Genomic DNA, 22,060 nt, shown 5'->3' with positions numbered 1-22,060 from the left:
CTACAGATATTGCGGAACCACACACGACTTGTGCTCGATGTGGTGCGCGAATTCGTCGCGAAAATGCTTGAGGAAGCCACGCACGGGCATGGCGGCGGCGTCACCCAGGGCGCAGATGGTGCGGCCCATGATGTTGCCCGCCACGTTGTCCAGCATGTCCAGATCTTCCGGACGGCCGTGGCCGTTTTCGATGCGGTGCACCATGCGGTACAGCCAGCCGGTGCCTTCGCGGCACGGCGTGCACTGGCCGCAGCTTTCCTCGAAATAGAAATACGACAGGCGCAGCAGCGACTTGACCATGCAGCGCGTCTCGTCCATGACGATCACCGCGCCGGAACCCAGCATGGAACCCGCCTTGGCGATGGCGTCGTAGTCCATCGTGGTTTCCATCATGATGTCGGCCGGCAGCACCGGGGCGCTCGAGCCGCCGGGGATCACGGCCTTGAGCTTCTTGCCGCCGCGCATGCCGCCCGCCAGTTCCAGCAGGGTCGAGAACGGGGTGCCCAGCGGGATCTCGTAGTTGCCGGGACGCTCGACGTCGCCGGTGATCGAGAACAGCTTGGTGCCGCCGTTGTTGGGCTTGCCGACTTCGAGGTAGGCCTGGCCGCTGTTGCGGATGATCCAGGGCACCGCCGCGAAGGTTTCGGTGTTGTTGATGGTGGTGGGCTTGCCGTACAGGCCGAAGCTGGCCGGGAACGGCGGCTTGAAGCGCGGCTGGCCCTTCTTGCCTTCCAGCGATTCCAGCAGCGCGGTTTCCTCGCCACAGATGTAGGCGCCGTAGCCGTGGAACGCGTGCAACTGGAAGTTGAATTCCGAACCCAGGATCTTGTCGCCCAGGAAGCCGGCGGCGCGCGCCTCTTCCAGGGCCTCTTCGAAGCGCTCGTAGACTTCGAAGATTTCACCGTGGATGTAGTTGTAGCCGACGCTGATGCCCATCGCGTAGGCGGCGATCGCCATGCCTTCGATCACGATGTGCGGATTGAAGCGCAGGATGTCGCGATCCTTGAACGTGCCGGGTTCGCCTTCGTCCGAGTTGCAGACGAGGTACTTCTGGCCCGGGAAGGCGCGCGGCATGAAGCTCCACTTCAGGCCGGTCGGGAAGCCCGCGCCGCCGCGGCCGCGCAGGCCCGACGCCTTGACTTCGGCGATGACGTCTTCCGGCTTCATGCCGGTGGTGAGGATCTTGCGCAGGGCTTCGTAGCCGCCGCGCTTGACGTAGTCGGCCAGGCGCCAGTTGGCGCCGTCGACGTCGGCCATGATCTGCGGCTTGATGTGGCGGCCATGCAGGCACATCGAGTTGGACAGGTCGTTCAGCGGGTTGGGCTCCAGGCCCTGCGCGAACTGCTTGTAGATGTCGGGCGCGTTCATGCCGACTCTCCTTGCGCCTTGAGGGCCGCGACCAGCGCGTCCAGCTTCTCTTCGGTCATGCGCACGCACATATGCTTGTTGTTCACGATCAGCACGGGGGAATCGCCGCAGGCGCCCATGCACTCGCCTTCGACCAGGGTGAACTGGCCGTCAGCGGTGGTTTCGCGGTAGTCCACGCCCAGCTTGCGCTTGAGGTAGTCGCCGGCGCGTTCGCCGTCGCGCAAGGCACAGGGCAGGTTGGTGCAGACCGCGATCTTGGTCTTGCCGACGGGCTTGACGTCGAACATGTTGTAGAAGGTGGCGACTTCCTGGACCGCGATGGGCGGAACGCCGATGTAGTTGGCCACATCTTCGATGATGTCGGTAGCCAACCAGCCCTTCTCTTCCTGCGCGATGGCAAGAGAGGCCATGATGGCGGACTGCCGCTGGTCGGCCGGGAACTTGGCGAGTTCTCGGTCGATTTTCTGGTAGGCCTGTTCGGAAAGCAGCATAGTTTGAATCCGGGTTATGCGGGCGTGCTCGTGACTGTCTGGCGGATCAGCGATCGATCTCGCCGAAAACGATGTCCTGCGTACCAATGATGGTGACGGCGTCGGCGATCATGTGACCGCGCGACATTTCGTCCAGCGATTGCAGGTGGGCGAAGCCGGGGGCCCGAATCTTCAGGCGGTACGGCTTGTTGGCGCCGTCCGACACCAGGTAGATGCCGAACTCGCCCTTGGGGTGCTCCACCGAGGCGAACGCTTCACCCGGGGGCACGTGGAAACCTTCGGTGAAGAGCTTGAAGTGATGGATCAGCTCTTCCATGTTGGTCTTCATGGCGGTGCGCTTGGGCGGGGCGATCTTGTGGTTCTCGATCATGACCGGGCCCGGGTTGTTGCGCAGCCATTCCACGCACTGGCGGATGATGCGGTTGCTCTCGCGCATTTCGGCGATGCGGACCAGGTAGCGGTCGTAGCAGTCGCCGTTGACGCCGACGGGGATGTCGAAATCGAGCAGGTCGTAGACTTCGTAGGGCTGCATCTTGCGCAGGTCCCAGGCCACGCCCGAGCCACGCAGCATCGGGCCGGTGAAGCCCAGGGCCTTGGCGCGGTCGGGATCGACCACGCCGATGCCGACCAGGCGCTGCTTCCAGATGCGGTTGTCGGTGAGCAGGGTTTCGTACTCGTCGACGCAGGCGGGGAAGCGGTTGGTGAAGTCTTCGATGAAGTCCAGCAGCGAGCCCGAACGCGCGTCGTTCATGACGCGCACTTCCTTCTCGCCACGGTATTTGCTGGTCTCGCCGTACTGCGGCATGGTGTCCGGCAGGTCGCGGTAGACGCCGCCCGGACGATAGTAGGCCGCGTGCATGCGCGCGCCCGAGACCGCTTCGTAGCAGTCCATCAGGTCTTCGCGTTCACGGAAGGCGTACAGGAACACCGCCATGGCGCCCACGTCGAGCGCGTGCGAACCCAGCGACATCAGGTGGTTCAGGAGACGCGTGATCTCGTCGAACATGACGCGGATGTACTGCGCGCGCAGCGGGGCTTCGACGCCCAGCAGCTTCTCGATGGCCATGACGTAGGCGTGCTCGTTGCACATCATGGACACGTAGTCCAGGCGGTCCATGTAGGGCAGCGCCTGGATGTAGGTCTTGTGCTCGGCCAGCTTTTCAGTGGCGCGGTGCAGCAGGCCGATGTGCGGGTCGGCGCGCTGGATGACTTCGCCGTCCAGCTCGAGCACCAGGCGCAGCACGCCGTGGGCGGCCGGGTGCTGCGGGCCGAAGTTGAGCGTGTAGTTCTTGATTTCTGCCATGATTCAACGTCCCAAGCCGTAGGTGTCTTCGCGCACCACGCGCGGCGTGATCTCGCGCGGGTCGATCGTGAGGGGCTGGTAAATGACGCGCTTCTGTTCCGGGTCGTAGCGCATTTCGACGGTGCCGGAGAGCGGGAAGTCCTTGCGGAACGGGTGGCCGATGAAGCCGTAGTCGGTCAGGATGCGGCGCAGGTCCGGGTGGCCTTCGAAGACGATGCCGTACAGGTCGAACGCCTCGCGCTCGAACCAGCCCACGGCCGGCCAGCATTCCATCAGCGAGGCGACCATCGGGAACTCGTCGTCCGGCGCCCAGGTGCGCACGCGCAGGCGCCAGTTGTTCTCGACCGACAGCAGGTGCGCGACCACGGCGAAGCGCGCGCGGTGCACCTTGGCGTTGGTTTCCTCGGGCAGTTGGCGCGTGCCGTTGCCCCAGGTCAGGTAATCGACGCCACAGAGGTCGATACAGATTTCGAAGCGCAGGCCGGCTTCGGTGCGCAGCTTGTTGCAGACGGAGAACCACTGCTCCGCGGGCACTTCGAGCGTCAGCTCGCCCAGCGCCTCGGTCAGCGCGATGTCCGCGCCGAGGGTGGTCTGCAAATTGTTTTTCAGGGTTTCGAGCCTGGTCATCATCTTGTACGCTTAGGTGAACCGATACGCTGTTTCGCGGGGTCCTGCGGCGGCGTTTGCGGCGGCCGCGGACCGGAGCGCAAACTCAGCGCGCAATCGTGTTGGTCAGGCGGATCTTGTTCTGCATCTGCAGCAAGCCGTAGACCAGCGCCTCGGCCGTGGGCGGGCAGCCCGGCACGTAGACGTCTACCGGTACGATGCGATCGCAGCCGCGCACCACGGAATACGAGTAGTGGTAGTAACCGCCACCATTGGCACAGGAGCCCATCGACACCACCCAACGCGGTTCGGGCATCTGGTCGTAGACCTTGCGCAGCGCCGGCGCCATCTTGTTGCACAGCGTGCCGGCGACGATCATCAGGTCGGACTGACGCGGGCTGGGGCGGAAGATGATGCCGAACTGGTCCAGGTCGTAGCGGGCCGCGCCCGCGTGCATCATCTCGACCGCGCAACAGGCCAGGCCGAAGGTCATGGGCCACATGGAGCCGGTTTTCGCCCAGTTAAGGAACTTATCGGCGCTGGTTGTGATGAACCCTTGCTTGAGAATGCCGTCTATAGCCATATTCGTCTCTGATAGCGTGCGGTGATGAAATAACCCGGCGGGTCATTCCCAGTCCAGCGCGCCCTTTTTCCATTCGTAGATGAAGCCGACGGTCAACACGGCGAGGAAAACCATGACCGTCCAGAAGCCGACGATTCCAACCGTTCCCTGGGCGATGGCCCACGGGAACAGGAACGCGATTTCCAGGTCGAAAAGAATGAACAGGATCGCCACCAGGTAGTAGCGCACGTCAAACTTCATGCGCGCGTCTTCGAACGCTTCGAAGCCGCACTCATAGGGGGATAGCTTCTCGGCGTAGGGACGCCGCGGGCCAAGGAGGGAGCCGGCCGTCAGAAGCGCGAACCCGATAAGGGTGGCCACTACGATAAACAGCAGGACGGGGAAATACTGTTGCAGGTTCATTCAGGCGTCCGTCAAATGCGCAAACCTTAGGATTGTAGCATTCGCGCGGTTACTTCCGGCTGAACTCTGTAGCGTGAACAGCGGGTGAAAGACTGCATTTCTCCAGTGGAACAATCGCAATCTTTGACGGGAAGCAAACAGCTTACCGCAATCGCGCTACGCCCGCGCCGCCAGCACGATAAAACGCCCGCACAGCGGCCACGCGATGCCATTCACACCCCCTCTTCGCCGCCGATCGCGCACACCTCGCGACGACACACGCCCCCCCCCCGCCCGCCCACACCGCCATGCGCGCGGACCTGTCGCCTAAAAATCAGACATTTCGGACATAAAAAAACCACCCCGAAGGGTGGTTTCATATGAGCGGGCCGAAGCCCGCTCATGCACTAAGAATCTAGGCAGGACTTGCGCCCTGCTTTCGATTAGAAGCGGTGACGCAGGCCCACGCCAACAGCGGTCGCCTTGACGCCGTCGTTGAACGCGTAGTTCTTCGAGTACGAACCGTAGGCGTACAGGTTGGTACGCTTGGACAGGTCGTAGGTGTAGCCGGCCGAGAACACGTTCATCGTGGCATCGTCGCCAGTCAGCTTGTTGTTCGACGGGTCAACGCGCTGCCACGAACCGAACAGGCTCGAAGCGCCGCCGATCGGAGCCGACAGACCCAGCAGGTAGGAGTTGGCCTTGAAGCCATCAGCGAACTGGTTGGCACCGAAGCCCAGCTTGCGCGACGTACCGTCAACGGTAATCGAGCCCGAAGCGCCGGCCGGGTTGGACGTGGCGAACCAGCCGTCGGTGGTGCGAGCGTAGGCCAGGGCCAGCTTGACCACTTCGAAGTCATACGAACCGCCGATCATGTACGAACGGGGCGTCGCGTCGACTTCACCTTGAGCTTGGTTGTGCGAAGCGTTCAGTTGGTCGTACGACAGAGCGACGTTCAGGGGACCATTGACGTAGCGCAGGCCGGTCGTGATGGCACGGACGTTGTCGGCGGTCTTGAAGCCAACGCGAGCCGGGTCAGCCTTGGTCGAGCTGTCGGCATTGCCTTCGTCAGCGCTGAACGAGTAGCCAACGCCGAACTGGAAGCCGCTGAACGACGGGGTTTGGTACATGACCATGTTGTCGTAGCGTTGCGTGTTGGCAGCGCTCATGCCGGTACCGATGTTGGCGACGTTGAAGCCGGCGCCGAACGGATCGATCGAGCCGAAGTACTTCGACGCGATGTTGGTTTGGCGACCGAAGTCCAGTTGACCCCAGCTGTCGCTGGCCAGACCGACGGTGGCTTGACGGCCGAACAGACGGCCGTTTTGAGCCGACTTGCCGTTACCCGAGTCGAAACCCGATTCCAGTTGGAAAACAGCGCGCAGGCCGTCACCCAGATCTTCCGAACCACGCAGACCCCAGCGCGAACCGTTCTGGACACCGTTGATCATGCCGATACGGCTGCCGTTCTTGGCATCGCCAGCACCGCTGATCTTGTTGTAGCCGATACCCGTGTCGATGATGCCGTACAGGGTGACAGACGTTTCTGCCTGGGCGACACCGGCGAAACCGGCGAGCAGGGCGGCAGCGAGCAGAGTCTTTTTCATTTAAGAAATCTCCGTTGATTTGAGTGACAAGAGCAGCAATCCAGCAAACCAGCCTGCCGCCCCCCTAACTCCGCGAAGGGAAGTTGACGCTATTGCATCAAAAATCGGGGGGGCTGGCTATGGTCGACACCAGAAAAGTGCACGTTTGCGACAGCCCTGTTGGGATATTGCAACATCAGACCAACTCCCCATAGGGCTAACCCTGCGTTTTGCGAATGACCACGTATCCATGCGACTTTCAGCCCTGGCCCTAATAAATGAAGGGATCGCGTCGGGTTTCTTTCATATGTCTTTCCAGACCGAATAACCTCTTCGGCAAGACCGCTTCCCGGTCTGCCCGGGCGGCCTCCCCACATTGGCGCCGTCAGCTTGGATAACGTTGTTATTTAAATAAAGCAGCGATATTATTTCGCAACATAGTCACCCCTTCGCTTCCTTGGCCATGACCACCGTCACTCCTCGCAGCGACCGCAATGAACGCCTGAGCGCGCTGCGCCGGCAGATGATCCTGGACGCCGCCCAGCGGGTATTCGAGCGCGACGGGCTGGAAAAGACCACGCTGCGCGCCATCGCCAAGGAGGCCGGCTGCACCACCGGCGCGATCTACCCCTGGTTCGCGGGCAAGGAGGCGTTGTACGGCGCCCTGCTGGACGAATCGCTGCAGCGCCTGCACACCCATCTGCTGGGCGCGACCTCCGGCGGCGCGCCCGCGTCCGCCGCGCGCCAGGCCATCCAGGCTTTCTTCGGCTACTACGCCGAGCGCCGCACCGATTTCTCGCTGGGGCTGTACCTGTTCCAGGGGCTGGGGCCGCGCGGGCTGGGGCGCGACATGGACGAACGGCTCAACGGCCGGCTGCGGCTGTGCGTCGACGTGCTTGGCCAGGCCCTGGCCCGCACCAAGTCCTGGACGGCCGAGGCAGTGCAGGTCGAGCAGATGAATGTCTTCACCTACCTGATCGGGCTGCTTCTGCTATTGCACACCCGCCGCCTGAAATCGCTGGGCCAGCAGGCCGACGTCCTGCTGGATCACTACTGCCACGCCCTGGAACAACGATGACCGCCACGACCCTGCCCTGCGCCGACACCGACGCGCCGCTGATCAGCCTGGCCGATTTCCGGCTGCTGCTGGCCGAGCAACATCCGTTTTCGCTACTGTTGGGGATCGAAGTGCAGCGCATCGGCCGCGGCACCGCGCTGGCCGTGCTGCCCGCGCGCGACAGCCACCAGCGGCTCGGCGGCATCGTCGCCGGCCCGATGCTGATGGGGCTGGCCGACCTGGCCATGTATGCGGCGGTGGTCGGCGCCACTGGCCAGGCCCACGCGGTCACGGCCAGCCTGACCATCAACTTCCTGCGCAAGAGCCCGGCCGGCGCAATCCACGCCGAGGCGCGGCTGCTCAAGGTGGGCCGCCTGTCCGCGGGCGAGGTCATCCTGACCGCCGCGGGTTCGGATGAGCCGCTGGCCCATATCGTCAGCACCTGGTCGGTGCCGAAGCCATGAGCCTGCGCATCAGCATCGTCGGCATGGGCCGCACCGGCACGCAGGCGGCGCGGCGCCTGCTCGCGGCCGAGCCGGACATCGCCCTGACCGTCTACGACATCGACCCGGACCGTTGCGAGGACTTCCGCGGCAGCGCCACCCTGGCGACCTCGGCGCGCGAAGCGCTGGCGGAGTCCGACACCATCGTACTGGCCCTGCCGCGCGAACGTGAAATCGATCGGACCCTTGAGCGCTTCAGCGACGGCGAGGTCACCGCGCCCGTGGCCGGCAAGCTGATCGTGGACCTGGAGCCGCCGCCGCCCGAGCGGGCGCGCCGGCTGGACCTGGCGATCGCCACCGCCGGCGGACGCTACGCCTGCGCGCCGCTGCGGCCAACGGCCGGCGGCGGGCCGGATGCGCGGCTATTGGAGGCCCTGATCGCGCCGCGCTGAGCCGCCCAGGCGTTCGGCCGCGGCCACGCACAACGCCAGCCAGGCGAAGCTGACGGCGAAGCCCGCCACCACGTCGCTGGCGAAATGCACCTGCAGCAGCACGCGGCTCAGGCCGATCGCCGTCACCAGCGCCGCCGCCAGGGCCGCTGCCGGCAACCGCCAGGAGGCGGGCGCCAGGCGCCAGGCCAGATAGCAGGCGGCCCCGTACACCGCCATGGCGGCCGAGGCATGGCCACTGGGAAAGCTCCAACCGAAGGCGGTGGCGAAACCATGATCATGCTCGGGCCGCACGCGTTCGAAACCCTGCTTGAGGAGGCGGTTGATGAGGCCGCCGCCGCCCGTGGCGGCCGCGCAGAAAGCCGCCAATTCCCACTGGCGGCGCGCCAGCAGCGCGAGGGTCATCAGGACTGCGAATACCGTCAGCACATTCCGGTCGCCCAGTGTGGTGAACCAGGACAGCAGCCACAGCAGGGAATCGCCCAGCGACATGCTGAGCGCTGCGGCGAGGGCGCTGTCGAATTCCACCACCGGCCCCTGCCGCGTGACGGCGAAGGCCAGCCCCAGGAACAGCGCGCCGGCCAACGCCACGGCGCCCGCGCCCGCCGCCAGGCGCGTGGCGGGCCGGGCCCGCATGCAGGCGCGCGCCAGCGCCACCGCCACGAGCGCCGCGCCCAAAGGCAAAAGCAGAAACAACGACAGCGCGTGGAACGAAATCCATGCCGCCCCGGCGTCGATCATGGCGCCCACTCCGTCCCGATTCCCGTTGCCACGCCCTACCCCGCCACCAGGGTCTTGTCGACCGGCGCGAAGGCATGGGCGCCAGCGGCGTAGTCCCAGCGCTCGACGTGGCAGACCCGGGTCTCGCCCTCGCCCTCGCGCGTGATCACATTGACCGAATTGGGGATGTTGCCGCGCACCCGGCGCGAGCACGCGGTGCCGGCCTGGACCGCCCAGCCGGCCATGACGCCCGGGTCGGCGCTGGCGGGCAGCACGTAGGGCAGATGGATGTGCCCGCCGAGGATCAGGTCGACTCCGGCCTGGGCCCAGGCCGCCAGCGCGCGCTCGCGGCCGATCAGCAGGTTGAAGCGATCGGACTCGACCTTGGCGCGCACCGGGTGATGCGCCACCACCACCCGCAACTGGCCGGGCCGGGCCTGGCGCAACCGCTGCGCCACGCGCGCGATCTGGGCGTCGGAGATCTCGCCATCCTTGCGGCGGCGGGGCCGCGTGGTGTTGACGCCGATGGCCAGCAGGCCGGCGGTTTCATAGACCGGTTCGAGCACGGCGCCGAGCGCGCGCTTGTAGTTGCCGTAGGGGTTGAGCGCCCGGGCGAACACATTGAACAAGGGAATGTCGTGGTTGCCCGGGACCGCCAGCACCGGCAGCGAGAGCCGCTCGATGAACTTGCGGGCCGCCGCGAACTGGCCGCGCCGGGCGCGCTGGGTGATGTCGCCGCTGATCACGACCAGGTCCGGCGCGAGCGCGTGCGCCAGGTCCAGCGCGGCCTCGACCACCGGCTTGCGTTCGGTGCCGAAGTGGGTGTCCGACAATTGCAGGATGCGCGTCATGGGCGCTCCTCTTCGGCGTCGACCGGCACCACCAGCGGCAGGGGCGTATCGGACACCTTGAATTCCAGGGGCGTGTCCATCCAGGATATCTCGCCGTCCATGGCGACCTTGACGCGGCGGCGTCCGCGAATCGAGACCCTCAGACGGTCGAAGGCGAAGCTGACCACATGCTCGGCCTCGCCCAAGCGGCTGAACAGGCCGCGCAACAGCAGGCCATAGAGCGCCAGCGTGCCCACCGGCCGGGCGGCCATGGCCACCAGGCGGTTGCGATCGAGTTCGGAGGGGTCTATGCCGATGTGCTCCAGTTGCAGGCGGTTGTTGCCGACCACCAGCGTCGGCGAACGCAGATCGCGCGTCCGGCCTTCGTACTCGAGCCGCAGGCTGAGCTGGCGCGGCGCGCGCAGCAGCGTCACCAGCCCGGACCAGAGCGCCACCAGGCGGCTGCGGCCGAAACGCTGCTTGTAGGCCTCGCGATCTTCCAGCAGTTGCGGATAGAGCCCCAGGCTGGCGTTGACCAGGAACAGGCGGCCATTGAGCAGGCCGACCTGCACCGGCCGCAGCTCGCCGCCCAGCAGGCCGCGCAGCGCGGCTTCGGTGTCCTGCGAGATGCCGTAGCGGCGGCCGAAGTAATTGAAGGTGCCTTGCGGCAGGATGCCGAACGGCACGCCCTGCCCCAGCACCTGGCCGGCGACGGCGTTGAGCGTGCCGTCGCCGCCGGCCGCGACCACGATGCCGCCAGCCTCGCGCGCCAGGGCCACGGCCTCGCGGGCGGTGTCGACCAGGCGCGATGGATCGTCGATTGGCATCAACTGGTAGCGCCGGCCGGCCTCGTCGAGCACGCGGCGGATGATGTCCTGCAGCACTTGCGCGTCGCCGCGCCCGGAGCCGGTGTTCAGGACGATGAAGAGAGGTTCGTGTCCCGCGAGGGGACGAGCCCCGTTCGCCGGGCTCTGCTGGATAGGCGTCATGGACAAAAGATAGCCCATGGCGGCAAATCGCCGCAACCGTGCCGGCGCGCGCCTGTCGGACGCGCCGGCACGCGGCTCAGCGGCCGACCGCGTAGGCCTGCATCAGGCGCGGCGTGGCGGCCGCGTGCAGCAGGCCGTCGGCGTCGCGCGAAGCGGCGGTCAGGCGGCCAACCGACCACTGCGGGACTTCCTCGATGTGGTGCCCGCGGGCGCGCAGCGCGGCGATGGTCTCGGCGCCGAAGCCGCTTTCCACCGCCAGGTGCCCCGGCTTGCGATCGCGCGGGTAGAACGAGGTGGGGAAATGCATGGTGTGCGACATCGGCAGGTCGATGGCTTCCTGCAGGTTCAGGCCGTGGTGCGCGTGGCGCAGGAAGAACAGCAGTTGCCATTGTTCCTGCTGATCGCCGCCCGGTGTGCCAAACGCCAGATAGGGCCGGCCCTCGCGCAGCGCCAGCGACGGCGTCAGCGTGGTGCGCGGGCGCTTGCCCGGCGCCAGCGTGCCCGGCAGTCCCTCTTCCAGCCAGAACATCTGGGCGCGGGTGTTCAGGCCGAAACCCAGTTCCGGGATCACCGGCGAGGACTGGAACCAGCCGCCCGACGGCGTGGCCGAGATCATGTTGCCCCAGCGGTCGATGACGTCGACGTGGGTGGTGTCGCCGCGCTTGACCGAGGCGCGCATGTCGGCCAGCGTCGGTTCGTTGGTCGCGCTGCCGGGGGCCGACACCTTGGACAGGCGCTGCAGCGTGTCCATCACCCGCGCCACCTGCACCTCGAAGCCGGCAATCACGCCGGGCCGCAGGTCCTGCGAGGCCTGCTCGCCGATGAGCGCGCGGCGCGCGTCGTTGTAGTCGTCCGACAGCAATTGGGCCAGCGGCACATCGACGAAGACGGGATCGCCGTAGTAGGCCTCGCGGTCGGCGAAGGCCAGCTTCATGGCCTCGGTGACTCGGTGCACGAACTCGGCGCTGGTCGGGCCGACGCCGGCCAGGTCCATCTCCCTGAGCAGCGCCAGGGTCTGCAGGAACACCGGCCCCTGGCTCCAGGCGCCTGCCTTGGCCACGGTGTAGCCGTGGTAGTCATAGGTGGCGGGCGGGTCGTAGCTGGCGGACCAGCCGGCCAGGTCGTCGGCGGTGATCACGCCCCGATGGCGCTGGCCGCTCTCGTCCATGACCTCGGTGCCGCGCGCGAACTTGTCGATGGCCTCGGCCACGAAGCCGCGGTAGAAGGCGTCGCGGGCGGCCTCGATCTGGCGCTCGCGGTCGCCGCCGGCCTGTTCCGCTTCCCGCAACACGCGGGTCCAGGTGGCGGCCAGCGCCGGGTTGCGGAACAGCTTGCGGGCCTCGGGCACGTTGCCGCCGGGCAGGTAGACCTGCGCGGTGGTGGGCCAGTGGGCCTGGAAGAAGTCCTTCAGGCCGGCGATGGTGTTGGAGATGCGCGGCATCAGCGCGTGGCCGTGCTCCGCGTAGTAGATGGCCGGTTCCAGCACGTCGCGCACGCGCATCGTGCCGTGGTCGCGCAGCAACTGCATCCAGGCGTCGAACGCGCCGGGGATCACGGTGGCCAGCAGGCCGTTGCCGGGGATCAGACCGAGGCCTTCGGCGCGGTAGCGCTCGAGCGTGGCGGCGGCGGGCGTGGTGCCCTGGCCGCACAGCACTTCGAGGCGGCCGGTGCGGGCGGAATAGAACACCGCCGGCACTTCGCCGGCCGGGCCGACCAGGTGGGGCTCGACCACCTGCAGCACGAAGGCCGAGGCGACACAGGCGTCGAAGGCGTTGCCGCCGCGCTCCAGCAGCGACATGCCGGCTGAGCTGGCCAGCCAATGGGTGGAGGTCACGACACCAAAGGTGCCGAGGATTTCCGGGCGAGTCGTAAACATCATGATGCGATCCTGTTGCGGACGGCGCGAGGCCGGCGGCCGCGAGAGACAAGTAAAAACGGGACCCGCAACCGGGTCCCGTATCTGGCTCGATGCTACTTCCCGGCCAGGGTGACGCCCTTCAGGCGGATCAGGCCATCGGGATACGGCACGAAGCCTTCCAGCTTCTTCTGCGTGCCGAAGGTCCACGGCAGGTAGAACAGGTAGACGATGGGACGCTGGTCCTGCATCACCGACAGCACCTGGTCGTACAGGGCGCGGCGCTTGGCCGTGTCCGGCTCGGCGCGGGCCTCGTTGAGCAGCTTGTCGGCCTGGGGATCGCAGAACTTGCCGTCGTTCAGGTTGCCCTTGCAGCTCAGGTACTGGTGGATGTTGCCGCTGGGATCGACGCGGCCGGACCAGCCGCTCTGCCCGACTTCGAAGTCACCGCGGGCCAGCGACGATTGCAGCGAGGCGAACTCCACCGGACGCAGGGTAATGTCGAAGCCGGCCTCGGCGCCCATGGCCTGCACCAGCTCGAACACCTGCTGCATGGTGGTGTTGTTGCCGAAGGTGATCTCGAACTTGACGCGGTCGAAGCCCGCTTCCTTGAGCAGGGCCTGGGCCTTCCTGGGATCGCGGCCGGCGTGCTCGAACGACTTGTTGTAGGCGAAGCTGGCCGGCGGGAACGGCTGGTAGGCCGGCTGGTACTGGCCTTCGCCGATGACCTGGTTGAGCACGTCGCGGTCGATGGCCAGGTCGAGCGCCTGGCGCACCCGCTTGTCCTTGGCCAGCGGGTTGTTGGCGCGGGCGCCGTTGCCCAGGTTGACCGAGATCGACTGGAAGCCCAGGCCGGTGACCGGGGCCAGGCGCAGATTGGCGTCGTCCTTGACCGCCTTGACGTCGCTGGGCGCCACGCGCTCGATGATGTCGAGGTCGCCGGCGCGCAGATTGTTCAGGCGCACGGTGTTGTCGGGGATCGGCGTGAACACCACTCGGTCGAAGTGGTAATTGGCGGCGTCCCAATACTTGGGAAATTTCTCCAGCACGATGCGGTCGTTCTGCACCCGTTCCTTGAACTGGTACGGGCCCGAGCACACCGGCTTGCCGCCGGGATCCTTGTCGAACGAGGCGGGCGAGATCATCATGCCGGCGCGGTCGGACAACTGCGACAACAGCGAGGCGTCGGGCTCGGACAGGTGCAGCACCACGGTGCTGGCGTCGGGCGCGTCGACGCTGGCCACGGTGGCCAGCTCGCTCTTGCGGTTGCTGTCGGGCAGCGTGCGGGCGCGATCCAGGTTGGCCTTGACCGCGGCGGCGTCGATCGGCGTGCCGTCATGGAACACGACATCGGTGCGCAGCTTGAAGGTCAGCGTCTTGTTGTCCGGGCTGGTGCTCCAGGACTGCGCCAACTGCGGCACGAACTTCAGGTCCGGCGTGATGTCGACCAGCTTGTCGCACAGCGAGGCGAACACGATGCGGCCGACAAAGGTGCGGGCGCGGGTCGGATCGAGCACGTCCGGGTCGTCCTGCAGGCCGACCCGCAGGGTCGACTGGGCTTGGGCCAGCCCGCTGGCCAGCATTCCCGCCATGGCCATGGCGAGGCAGAGTTTACGCATGAATGATCTCCGTCGATTCAGGCGGCCTGCTTCCCCCCGCGCCGGACGGCGCGCCGCCCGGCGGTGAGGGAACAGACCCCGAGCCGTGCTGCATCGCCGGGCCCATCCCCCCGTTGCGCACGTTCTTGTTTGGATTCTGCGCCAGGCGCGCCACGATTGTATAGAGCGCGGGCAGTCAGCCGTCCAAACGCGCCCGCGGCGACCGCCTTGCGGACAGGTCGCCCGCGCGCCGCCGGCCCCGCGGTCTCAAGGCAGGCGGCAAGGCGCCGAGAAGTCGACCGCCGCCAGCACGGATTCCCGCAGTTTGCCCACCAGCGGCCGGGTGTCGTCGCGGCGGTACTGAAAGGAATACGGCAATGCCGCTGGCGCCGGATCGCAATCGAGCACCCGCAGGCTGCCCTCGTCCTGCAACGCCCGCGCCCAATGGCTGGGCAGCAGTCCCACCCCGGTGCCCTCGATCAGCAGGCCGGCGATGGCGCCCCAGTTGTTGCAGCAGAGCCGCTCGCCGGCCACGTCGCGTCCAGCCAGCCAATCGTCCACGATGCGGGTGGTGCCCGCGCCCGCCGGCAGGGTCACCAGCGGCAACCGGGCCAGCAGGCCGGGCGACATGCGGGTCGCGCCCGCCAGCGCGGCAGGCGCCGCGGCCCAGGCGAACGCAGCCTCCCCGATCGGCGCGGATGCGATGTTGGGGCGCGAGGAACGCCCGGCGATGACGGCGAAATCCAGTTCGCCGTCGGCCACCCGCTGCTCCAGCACCTGGCCGATATCCACATAGGGCTCCAGCACCAGGTCGGGATAGGCGGCGCGGACCACGCCGATCAGGCGCGGCAGCCAGGTCAGCGCGGTCAGTTCGCCCACGCCGAAACGGCAACGGCCGCGCAGTCCCGGGGTTTCGGCCAGCGAAGCGCGGATGCCGTCGGCCGCCGCCAGCAGTTCGCGCGCTTGCGGCAGCAGCCGCTGGCCGGCGTCGGTCAGGACCGCCTTGTGGCCGCTGCGGTCGAACAACGGCCGGCCCAGCGCGTCCTCGAGCTCGACGATGCGCTTGGACAGCGATGACACCGACAGGTGCAGCCGCTCGGCCGCCACGGCGAAACTGGCGCAGGTGGCGGCCCAATAGAAGGCTTCGAGTTGCTTGAGGGTCATGCCCCGATTGTAGGATCAGGCGGCCTGCGATCAGGCGGCCTGCGATCAGGCGGCCTGCGGCAACCGCAGTTGCGGCGACAGCCGCAGCGTATCGATGGCGGCGCGGAGCATGCGCTCGACGCGCGGCCAGATATCGCCCTTGAGGCGATCGGACCAGCAGATAGTGCCGAACACGCCTTCGATCAGGGAATGCAGGTAGACATTGGACAGGCGCACGTCCAGGGCGGGCGGCAGGTCTTCGCGGCTGACGGCGGCGCGCAGCAGTTTCTCGGACGTGCGCAGGGCGTGGCGTTCCCACAGGTCGCGACGGCGCAGGAGGGGCGCGTTCTCGTCGCTGCGCTCGCATTTCAGGTAGAGGATTTCCAGCACGCGCTGAACCGAGCCTTCCTCGGCGTAGATCTGCACGTACTGGCGCATCGACGCGTAGAGCGCTTCCAGCGCCTCGCCGTCGGTCGACACGCGGGTCAGCGACACCGCTTCTCCCAGGGCCCGGTCGCACATGGCGATGCAGACATCGATCTTGTTCTTGTAATGGCCGTAGACGGCGCCCCGGGACACGCCTGCGAAATCGGCGATATCGCTCATGGTGGTGCTGGCCACGCCCTTGGACAGGAACACGTGTTCGGCGGCGTCCAGGATGCGGTCGCGGGTGCGTTGGGATTCTTCTTTCGTCTTGCGGGCCATACAGGGATCTCCTTGTGGAAAAAGGGTTGAAGGGGGGACATGAAAACGGCGGCCCGCCTTGCGGGGGCCGCCGTCTGCGCACTGTAAAGAAGTATGCAGCCGCCAGCATACTTTCGAACAAAACAATTAATCAAGCATGACGGATTAAATGATAGACTGCGGACCCCACAGGGAAAACCCGCGATTTTCCCGCTCTCGCCCGCAACGGGCGCCTCACAATAATTTTTAGAAATGACGCACCGAGTTCCCCTCAGAACGCTCGCATTCGCCTCCGTACTGGTTCTTGTTTCCGCATGCTCGAAGCAGGAAACGCCCGAAGCCGCCAAGGCCCCCGCCGAAGTCGGCGTCATCGTGGCCAGGGCCACGCCCACCGCCGTCGCCAGCGAGCTGCCCGGCCGGTTGGAGCCCTACCGCGAGGCCGAGGTCCGCGCCCGCGTGGCCGGCATCGTCACCCGCCGCCTGTATGAAGAAGGCCAGGAAGTGACGCGCGGCACGCCGCTCTTTCAGATCGATCCGGCGCCGCTGCAGGCCGCCTACGATTCCGAGGCGGCCTCGCTGGCGCGCGCCCAGGCCAACCTGTCCGCCGCCGCCGACAAGCTGCGCCGCTATGCCGACCTGGTGTCGGACCGCGCCATCAGCGAACGCGACCACGCCGAGAGCGTGGCCGAGGAGCGCCAGGCCCGCGCCGAGGTGGCCCTGGCCAAGGCCAACCTGCAAAGCGCCAGGCTGCGGCTGGAATACGCCCGGGTCACCTCCCCGATCGATGGCCGCGCGCGCCGCGCCCTGGTCACCGAGGGCGCGCTGGTGGGCGAAGGCCAGGCCACGCCGCTGACGGTGGTGCAGCAGCTCGACCCGATCTACGTCAATTTCTCGCAGCCCGCCGCCGAAGTCATGCAGTTGCAGAAGCAGATCCGCGCCGGCGCCCTGCAAGGCGTCGCGCCAGACAAGATGCGGGTGCGCCTGCTGCTGCCGGACGGCTCCGAGTACGGCCAGGGCGGCACGTTGTCGTTCGCCGACCTGGCGGTCGATCCCGGCACCGACAACGTGACCATGCGCGCGCTGTTCGACAACCCGGGGCGCGAACTGCTGCCGGGCATGTACGTGCGGGTGCGGCTGGAGCAGGCGGTCAACCGCGACACTTTCCTGGTGCCGCGCAACGCCCTGCTGCGCAACGCCGATGGCGCGCACCTGCTGGTGGCCGGCGACGACGGCGAGCTGCGCAGCGTGCCGGTGGCCGCGCACCGGCTGCTGGGCCCGAACTGGGTCGTCACAGAGGGACTGAAAGGCGGCGAGCGCGTGGTGGTGGAAAACGCCGCGCAGTTGGCCCCCGGCCAGAAAATCAAACCGGTCGAGCGGGCCGCGCCGAGCGCGCCCGCGGCGACCGCGGGAAATAACGAAAAAAGGTAAACCGCCATGGCGCGTTTCTTTATCGATCGCCCCGTCTTCGCGTGGGTGATCTCGCTGCTGATCGCGCTGATCGGCCTGTTGTCGATCCGTGCGCTGCCGGTGGCGCAGTATCCGGACATCGCTCCGCCCGTCGTCAACATCGGCGCCAGCTATCCCGGCGCCTCGGCCAAGGTGGTCGAGGAAGCCGTCACCGCCATCATCGAACGCGAGATGAACGGCGCGCCGGGGTTGATGTACACCTCGTCCAGCAGCGACTCGACCGGTTGGGCCAGCATCAACCTGACCTTCAAGCAGGGCACCAACCCCGACATCGCGGCGGTGGAAGTGCAGAACCGCCTGAAGGCGGTCGAGCCGCGCCTGCCGGAATCCGTGCGGCGCGACGGCGTGCGGGTGGAAAAGGCGGCGGACAACATCCAACTGGTGGTGTCGTTGAAGTCCGACGGCAGCCTCGATGACATGCAACTGGGTGAACTGGCGGCCTCCAACGTGCTGCAGGCGCTGCGGCGGGTCGAGGGCGTGGGCAAGGTGCAGTCGTTCGGCGCGGAAGCGGCGATGCGCATCTGGCCGGATCCGGCCAAGCTCACCGCCCTGTCTCTGACGCCGGGCGATATCGTCTCGGCCCTGCGCAGCCACAATGCGCGCGTCACCATCGGCGAGCTCGGCAACCAGGCCGTGCCCAAGGATGCGCCGTTGAACGCCAGCATCGTGGCGGGCGAATCGCTGCACACGCCCGAGCAGTTCGCCAACATCCCGCTGCGGGCGCTGCCGGACGGCGCGACCCTGCGCCTGAAGGACGTGGCGCGGGTGGAACTGGGCGGCACCGACTACATGTACCTGTCGCGCGTCAACGGCATGACGGGCACCGGCCTGGGCATCAAGCTGGCGCCTGGCTCGAACGCGGTCGAGACCACCCGCCGCATCCGCGAGACCATGCGCGAGCTGGCGCAATATTTCCCGCCGGGCGTGAGCTGGGACATTCCGTACGAGACTTCCACCTTCGTGGAGATATCGATCAAGAAGGTGCTGATGACGCTGCTGGAGGCGGTGGCGCTGGTGTTCTGCGTGATGTACCTGTTCATGCAGAACCTGCGCGCCACGCTGATCCCGACGCTGGTGGTACCGGTGGCGCTGCTGGGCACGCTGGGGGTGATGCTGGGGCTGGGCTATTCGATCAACGTGCTGACGATGTTCGGCATGGTGCTGGCCATCGGCATCCTGGTGGACGACGCCATCGTGGTGGTCGAGAACGTCGAGCGCATCATGGCCGAGGAAGGCCTGTCGCCGCATGACGCCACGGTCAAGGCCATGGGCCAGATCAGCGGCGCCATCGTCGGCATCACGGTGGTGCTGGTGTCGGTGTTCGTGCCGATGGCTTTCTTCGACGGCGCCGTGGGCAACATCTACCGCCAGTTCGCCGTGACGCTGGCGGTGTCGATCGCCTTCTCGGCCTTCCTGGCGCTGTCGCTGACGCCGGCGCTGTGCGCCAGCCTGTTGAAACCGATCCCGGCCGGCCACCACGAGAAGCGCGGCTTCTTCGGCTGGTTCAATCGCGCCTTCGCGCGCCTGACCACGCGCTATACGGCGCGCGTGGCCGGCGTGCTGGCGCGGCCGGCGCGCTTCGGGCTGGCCTACGCGCTGGTGATCGGCGTGGCGGCGCTGCTGTTCGCGCGGCTGCCGTCGTCGTTCCTGCCCGACGAGGACCAGGGCAGCTTCATGGCCATGGTGATCCTGCCGCAAGGCTCGCCGCAGGCCGAGACCATGGCCGTGGTCAAGGACGTCGAGCGCTACATGATGGAGCACGAGCCGGTGCAGTACGTGTATTCGGTCAACGGTTTCAGCCAGTACGGCAGCGGCCCGAACTCGGCCATGTTCTTCGTCACGCTCAAGGACTGGAAGGAGCGGCGCGATGCCTCGCTGCACGTCGATGCGGTGGTCAAGCGCATCAACGAGGCCTTTGCCGACCGCAAGAACCTGATGGTGTTCGCGCTCAACTCGCCGCCGCTGCCGGACCTGGGATCGACCTCGGGTTTCGACTTCCGGCTGCAGGACCGCGGCGGCCTGGGCTTTGAGGCCTTGACGCAGGCGCGGCAGAAACTGCTGGCGGCGGCGGCCGAGCATCCGGCGCTGACGGACGTGGTGTTCGCCGGCCAGGAAGAGGCGCCGCAACTGCAGTTGCGCGTCGACCGCGACAAGGCGCAGGCCATGGGCGTGCCGATCGACGAGATCAACACCGCGCTGGCGGTGATGTATGGCTCGGACTACATCGGCGACTTCATGCTCAACGGCCAGGTGCGGCGCGTGACCGTGCAGGCCGACGGCAAGCGTCGCGTGGATGTGGACGACATCTCGCGCCTGCACGTGCGCAACCTGCAGGGCCAGATGGTGCCGCTGTCGGCGTTCGCCACGCTGAAGTGGTCGATGGGGCCGCCGCAACTGAACCGCTACAACGGTTTCCCGTCGTTCACCATCAACGGCTCGGCGGCGCCGGGCCACAGCAGCGGCGAGGCCATGCGCGCCATGGAGGCGCTGGCGGCCGAGCTGCCGCGCGGCATCGGCTTCGACTGGTCGGGCCAGTCATACGAAGAGCGGCTGTCCGGCAACCAGGCGCCGGTGCTGTTCGCGCTGTCGGTGCTGATCGTGTTCCTGGCGCTGGCGGCCCTGTACGAAAGCTGGTCGATCCCGCTGGCGGTGATCCTGGTGGTGCCGCTGGGCGTGATCGGCGCGCTGCTGGGGGTGACCGTGCGCGGCATGCCCAACGACATCTACTTCAAGGTCGGCCTGATCGCCACCATCGGCCTGTCGGCCAAGAACGCCATCCTGATCGTGGAAGTGGCCAAGGACCTGGTGCGCGACGGCCAGGGCATCCTGTCCGCCACGCTGGAAGCGGCGCGGCTGCGGCTGCGGCCGATCGTGATGACCTCGCTGGCCTTCGGCGTGGGCGTGCTGCCGCTGGCGCTGGCCAGCGGCGCCGCCTCGGGCGCGCAGGCCGCCATCGGCACCGGCGTGCTGGGCGGGATCATCACCGCGACCGTGCTGGCGGTGTTCCTGGTGCCGCTGTTCTTTCTCATCGTGGGGCGCATGGTCGGCATGCGCGCCCGCCCCGCGCGCCCCGAGGGCCGCGAACCGCTGGAGACGACGCCATGAAACCCGTGGCAATGACCCTGCTGGCGCTGGCGCTGTCCGGCTGCTCGCTGGCGCCCACCCATGAGCGCCCCGCGGCGCCGGTGCCGGCGCGGTACGACACGCCGGCGCAGCCCGGCCAGGCCGCCGCGCCACAGGACTGGCGCGCCTATTTCAACGACCCGGCGCTACAGGCCTGGATCACGGCCGCGCTGGCCAACAACCGCGACCTGCGGGTGGCGGCATTGCGCATCGAGGAGGCGCGCGCGCTGTACGGCGTGCAGCAGTCCGAGCGCCTGCCGGCGATCGACGCCAGCGGCGAATTCAGCCGCGGCCGCTTTACCGAACCGGGCCAGTCCGGCACGGCGGTGTCCAGCCGCTATCGCGCCGCCGTCGGCATTACCGCCTTCGAACTGGATTTCTTCGGCCGGGTGCGGAGCCTGTCGGAGGCCGCGCTGGCGCGCTACCTGGCCAGCGAGGAGGCGCACCGCGCCGCGACGCTGGCGCTGGTGGCGGAAACGGCCACGGCCTACTTCAACCAGCGCTCGCTGGCCGAGCAACTGCGCCTGACCGACGACACGCTGGCGCTGCGCGAGACCTCGCTCAAGCTGACCCGGCGCCGCTACGACGCCGGGCTGGAGACCGCCATCGGCCTGCGCACCGCGCAGATGCTGGTGGAGAGCTCGCGCGCCACGCGCGCCGAGCTGACCCGCGAAGCCAGCCTGGCGCGGCACGCGCTGGGCCTGCTGGCGGGCGATTTCGCGCTGCCGCTCGGCGTCGATCCGGCGCCACTGGAGAGCCAGAGCCTGATGCCGCTGGCGGCCGGCCTGCCGTCCGAACTGCTGACGCGCCGCCCCGATCTGCGCCAGGCGGAGCAGGCGCTGCGCGCGGCCAACGCCGACATCGGCGCGGCGCGCGCGGCGTTCTTCCCCTCGGTGCAGCTCACCACCGACATCGGCACCACCGCCGACCGCTTTTCGGATCTGTTCAGCGGCGGCACCGGCGGCTGGACCTTCGCGCCGCGGCTGACGCTGCCAATCTTCAACGCTGGACGCAACCGCGCCAACCTGTCGCTGGCCGAGACCCGCAAGCACATCGCGGTGGCGCAGTACGAAGGCAGCATCCAGGCGGCTTTCCGCGACGTGGCCGACGCCCTGTCGGCGCGCGACGCGCTACGCGACCAGATCGAGGCCCAGCGCAAGGTGCGCGACGCCGACCGCGAGCGCCAGCGGCTGGCCGAGCGGCGCTATGCGCGCGGGGTGGCGAACTACCTGGAGATGCTGGAGGCCCAGCGCAGCCTGTTCGAGTCCGAGCAGGAGTACATCCGGCTGCAGCAGCGCCGGCTGGTCAATGCGGTGGATCTGTACAAGGCGCTGGGGGGATGGGACGACGGCGCATCGCCGGCGTCCTGACGCGGCCCGGCCTT

General features: G+C 67.5%; 20 protein-coding genes. 6 read left to right on the top strand and 14 right to left on the bottom strand.

Translation table 11 applies throughout. The features are described 5' to 3' along the window. From nuoF to SB816_RS16775, 7 genes are all read right to left on the bottom strand, one after another. The gene (nuoF, locus tag SB816_RS16805) at window positions 1–1,368 is read right to left on the bottom strand and encodes an NADH-quinone oxidoreductase subunit NuoF (RefSeq protein ID WP_006393405.1); all 1,368 of its coding nucleotides are present in this window, start codon (window positions 1,366–1,368) and stop codon (window positions 1–3) included. Next, window positions 1,365–1,859 carry an NADH-quinone oxidoreductase subunit NuoE gene (gene nuoE, locus SB816_RS16800; RefSeq protein ID WP_006389212.1) on the bottom strand — a complete coding sequence of 165 codons (495 nt, stop codon included), beginning with the start codon at window positions 1,857–1,859 and terminating at the stop codon, window positions 1,365–1,367. The genes nuoF and nuoE overlap by 4 nt, the downstream gene beginning before the upstream one ends. A 46-nt stretch (window positions 1,860–1,905) precedes the next feature. Further along, window positions 1,906–3,162, bottom strand: a complete 1,257-nt coding sequence (locus tag SB816_RS16795; protein ID WP_006389211.1) for an NADH-quinone oxidoreductase subunit D — start codon at window positions 3,160–3,162, stop codon at window positions 1,906–1,908. A 3-nt stretch (window positions 3,163–3,165) separates the two neighbouring features. Beyond that, window positions 3,166–3,792 carry an NADH-quinone oxidoreductase subunit C gene (locus tag SB816_RS16790; protein WP_410547309.1) on the bottom strand — a complete coding sequence of 209 codons (627 nt, stop codon included), beginning with the start codon at window positions 3,790–3,792 and terminating at the stop codon, window positions 3,166–3,168. An 82-nt stretch (window positions 3,793–3,874) separates the two neighbouring features. Beyond that, on the bottom strand, window positions 3,875–4,351 hold the full coding sequence (locus SB816_RS16785) for a NuoB/complex I 20 kDa subunit family protein (RefSeq protein ID WP_006217960.1): 477 nt from the start codon (window positions 4,349–4,351) through the stop codon (window positions 3,875–3,877). Between the two features lie 42 nt (window positions 4,352–4,393). Then, window positions 4,394–4,753 (bottom strand): NADH-quinone oxidoreductase subunit A, encoded by a 360-nt coding sequence (locus SB816_RS16780; RefSeq protein WP_020924744.1) that lies wholly within the window; start codon window positions 4,751–4,753, stop codon window positions 4,394–4,396. A gap of 422 nt (window positions 4,754–5,175) precedes the next feature. After that, window positions 5,176–6,339 carry a porin gene (locus SB816_RS16775; protein WP_054501605.1) on the bottom strand — a complete coding sequence of 388 codons (1,164 nt, stop codon included), beginning with the start codon at window positions 6,337–6,339 and terminating at the stop codon, window positions 5,176–5,178. 442 nt (window positions 6,340–6,781) lie between these two features. Here SB816_RS16775 and SB816_RS16770 point away from each other — a divergent pair, with 442 nt between their 5' ends. The 3 genes from SB816_RS16770 to SB816_RS16760 are packed head-to-tail and all read left to right on the top strand — an operon-like array spanning window position 6,782 to window position 8,270. Further along, entirely contained in the window at window positions 6,782–7,396 is a 615-nt protein-coding gene (locus SB816_RS16770) for a TetR/AcrR family transcriptional regulator (RefSeq protein WP_054501606.1), read from the top strand. Next, window positions 7,393–7,839, top strand: coding sequence for a PaaI family thioesterase (locus SB816_RS16765; protein WP_054501607.1), 447 nt, complete (start codon window positions 7,393–7,395; stop codon window positions 7,837–7,839). The genes SB816_RS16770 and SB816_RS16765 overlap by 4 nt, the downstream gene beginning before the upstream one ends. Beyond that, complete coding sequence (locus SB816_RS16760; protein ID WP_064525988.1) at window positions 7,836–8,270, top strand: NAD(P)-binding domain-containing protein; 435 nt, start codon at window positions 7,836–7,838, stop codon at window positions 8,268–8,270. Before SB816_RS16765 ends, SB816_RS16760 begins: the two co-directional genes overlap by 4 nt. On the opposite strand, the gene SB816_RS16755 is transcribed toward SB816_RS16760, so the two are convergent. The 7 genes from SB816_RS16755 to axyZ form a co-directional block, all read right to left on the bottom strand. Then, window positions 8,241–9,008, bottom strand: coding sequence for a phosphatase PAP2 family protein (locus SB816_RS16755; RefSeq protein WP_269875700.1), 768 nt, complete (start codon window positions 9,006–9,008; stop codon window positions 8,241–8,243). The two genes, SB816_RS16760 and SB816_RS16755, sit on opposite strands and share 30 nt — an antisense overlap. 35 nt (window positions 9,009–9,043) lie before the next feature. Next, complete coding sequence (locus SB816_RS16750) at window positions 9,044–9,838, bottom strand: metallophosphoesterase family protein (protein ID WP_410547308.1); 795 nt, start codon at window positions 9,836–9,838, stop codon at window positions 9,044–9,046. Next, window positions 9,835–10,806 (bottom strand): diacylglycerol/lipid kinase family protein, encoded by a 972-nt coding sequence (locus SB816_RS16745; RefSeq protein WP_054501951.1) that lies wholly within the window; start codon window positions 10,804–10,806, stop codon window positions 9,835–9,837. Before SB816_RS16745 ends, SB816_RS16750 begins: the two co-directional genes overlap by 4 nt. A gap of 76 nt (window positions 10,807–10,882) precedes the next feature. Continuing rightward, window positions 10,883–12,682 carry a gamma-glutamyltransferase family protein gene (locus SB816_RS16740; RefSeq protein ID WP_410547355.1) on the bottom strand — a complete coding sequence of 600 codons (1,800 nt, stop codon included), beginning with the start codon at window positions 12,680–12,682 and terminating at the stop codon, window positions 10,883–10,885. A 95-nt stretch (window positions 12,683–12,777) separates the two neighbouring features. Beyond that, complete coding sequence (locus SB816_RS16735; RefSeq protein ID WP_410547307.1) at window positions 12,778–14,280, bottom strand: ABC transporter substrate-binding protein; 1,503 nt, start codon at window positions 14,278–14,280, stop codon at window positions 12,778–12,780. A 246-nt stretch (window positions 14,281–14,526) separates the two neighbouring features. Then, a complete protein-coding gene (locus tag SB816_RS16730; RefSeq protein ID WP_144654939.1) occupies window positions 14,527–15,423 on the bottom strand; it encodes a LysR family transcriptional regulator in 897 nt (298 codons plus the stop codon). Window positions 15,424–15,468: 45 nt separating this feature from the next. Next, complete coding sequence (gene axyZ, locus SB816_RS16725) at window positions 15,469–16,107, bottom strand: multidrug efflux transcriptional repressor AxyZ (protein WP_054501612.1); 639 nt, start codon at window positions 16,105–16,107, stop codon at window positions 15,469–15,471. Between the two features lie 231 nt (window positions 16,108–16,338). Between axyZ and axyX the strand changes: the two genes are divergently transcribed. From axyX to oprZ, 3 genes are read left to right on the top strand one after another with little or no spacing between them, the layout of a single operon-like run. Then, window positions 16,339–17,514, top strand: coding sequence for a multidrug efflux RND transporter periplasmic adaptor subunit AxyX (axyX, locus tag SB816_RS16720; protein WP_054501613.1), 1,176 nt, complete (start codon window positions 16,339–16,341; stop codon window positions 17,512–17,514). Between the two features lie 6 nt (window positions 17,515–17,520). Continuing rightward, a complete protein-coding gene (axyY, locus tag SB816_RS16715) occupies window positions 17,521–20,658 on the top strand; it encodes a multidrug efflux RND transporter permease subunit AxyY (RefSeq protein ID WP_175142147.1) in 3,138 nt (1,045 codons plus the stop codon). After that, a complete protein-coding gene (oprZ, locus tag SB816_RS16710) occupies window positions 20,655–22,046 on the top strand; it encodes a multidrug efflux RND transporter outer membrane subunit OprZ (protein WP_175142146.1) in 1,392 nt (463 codons plus the stop codon). The genes axyY and oprZ overlap by 4 nt, the downstream gene beginning before the upstream one ends. Window positions 22,047–22,060 lie beyond the last annotated feature (14 nt).

The organism is Achromobacter sp. SIMBA_011 (assembly GCF_046535435.1).
GTDB lineage: Bacteria > Pseudomonadota > Gammaproteobacteria > Burkholderiales > Burkholderiaceae_B > Achromobacter > Achromobacter dolens.
This window is presented reverse-complemented; position numbering and strand designations above follow the sequence as displayed.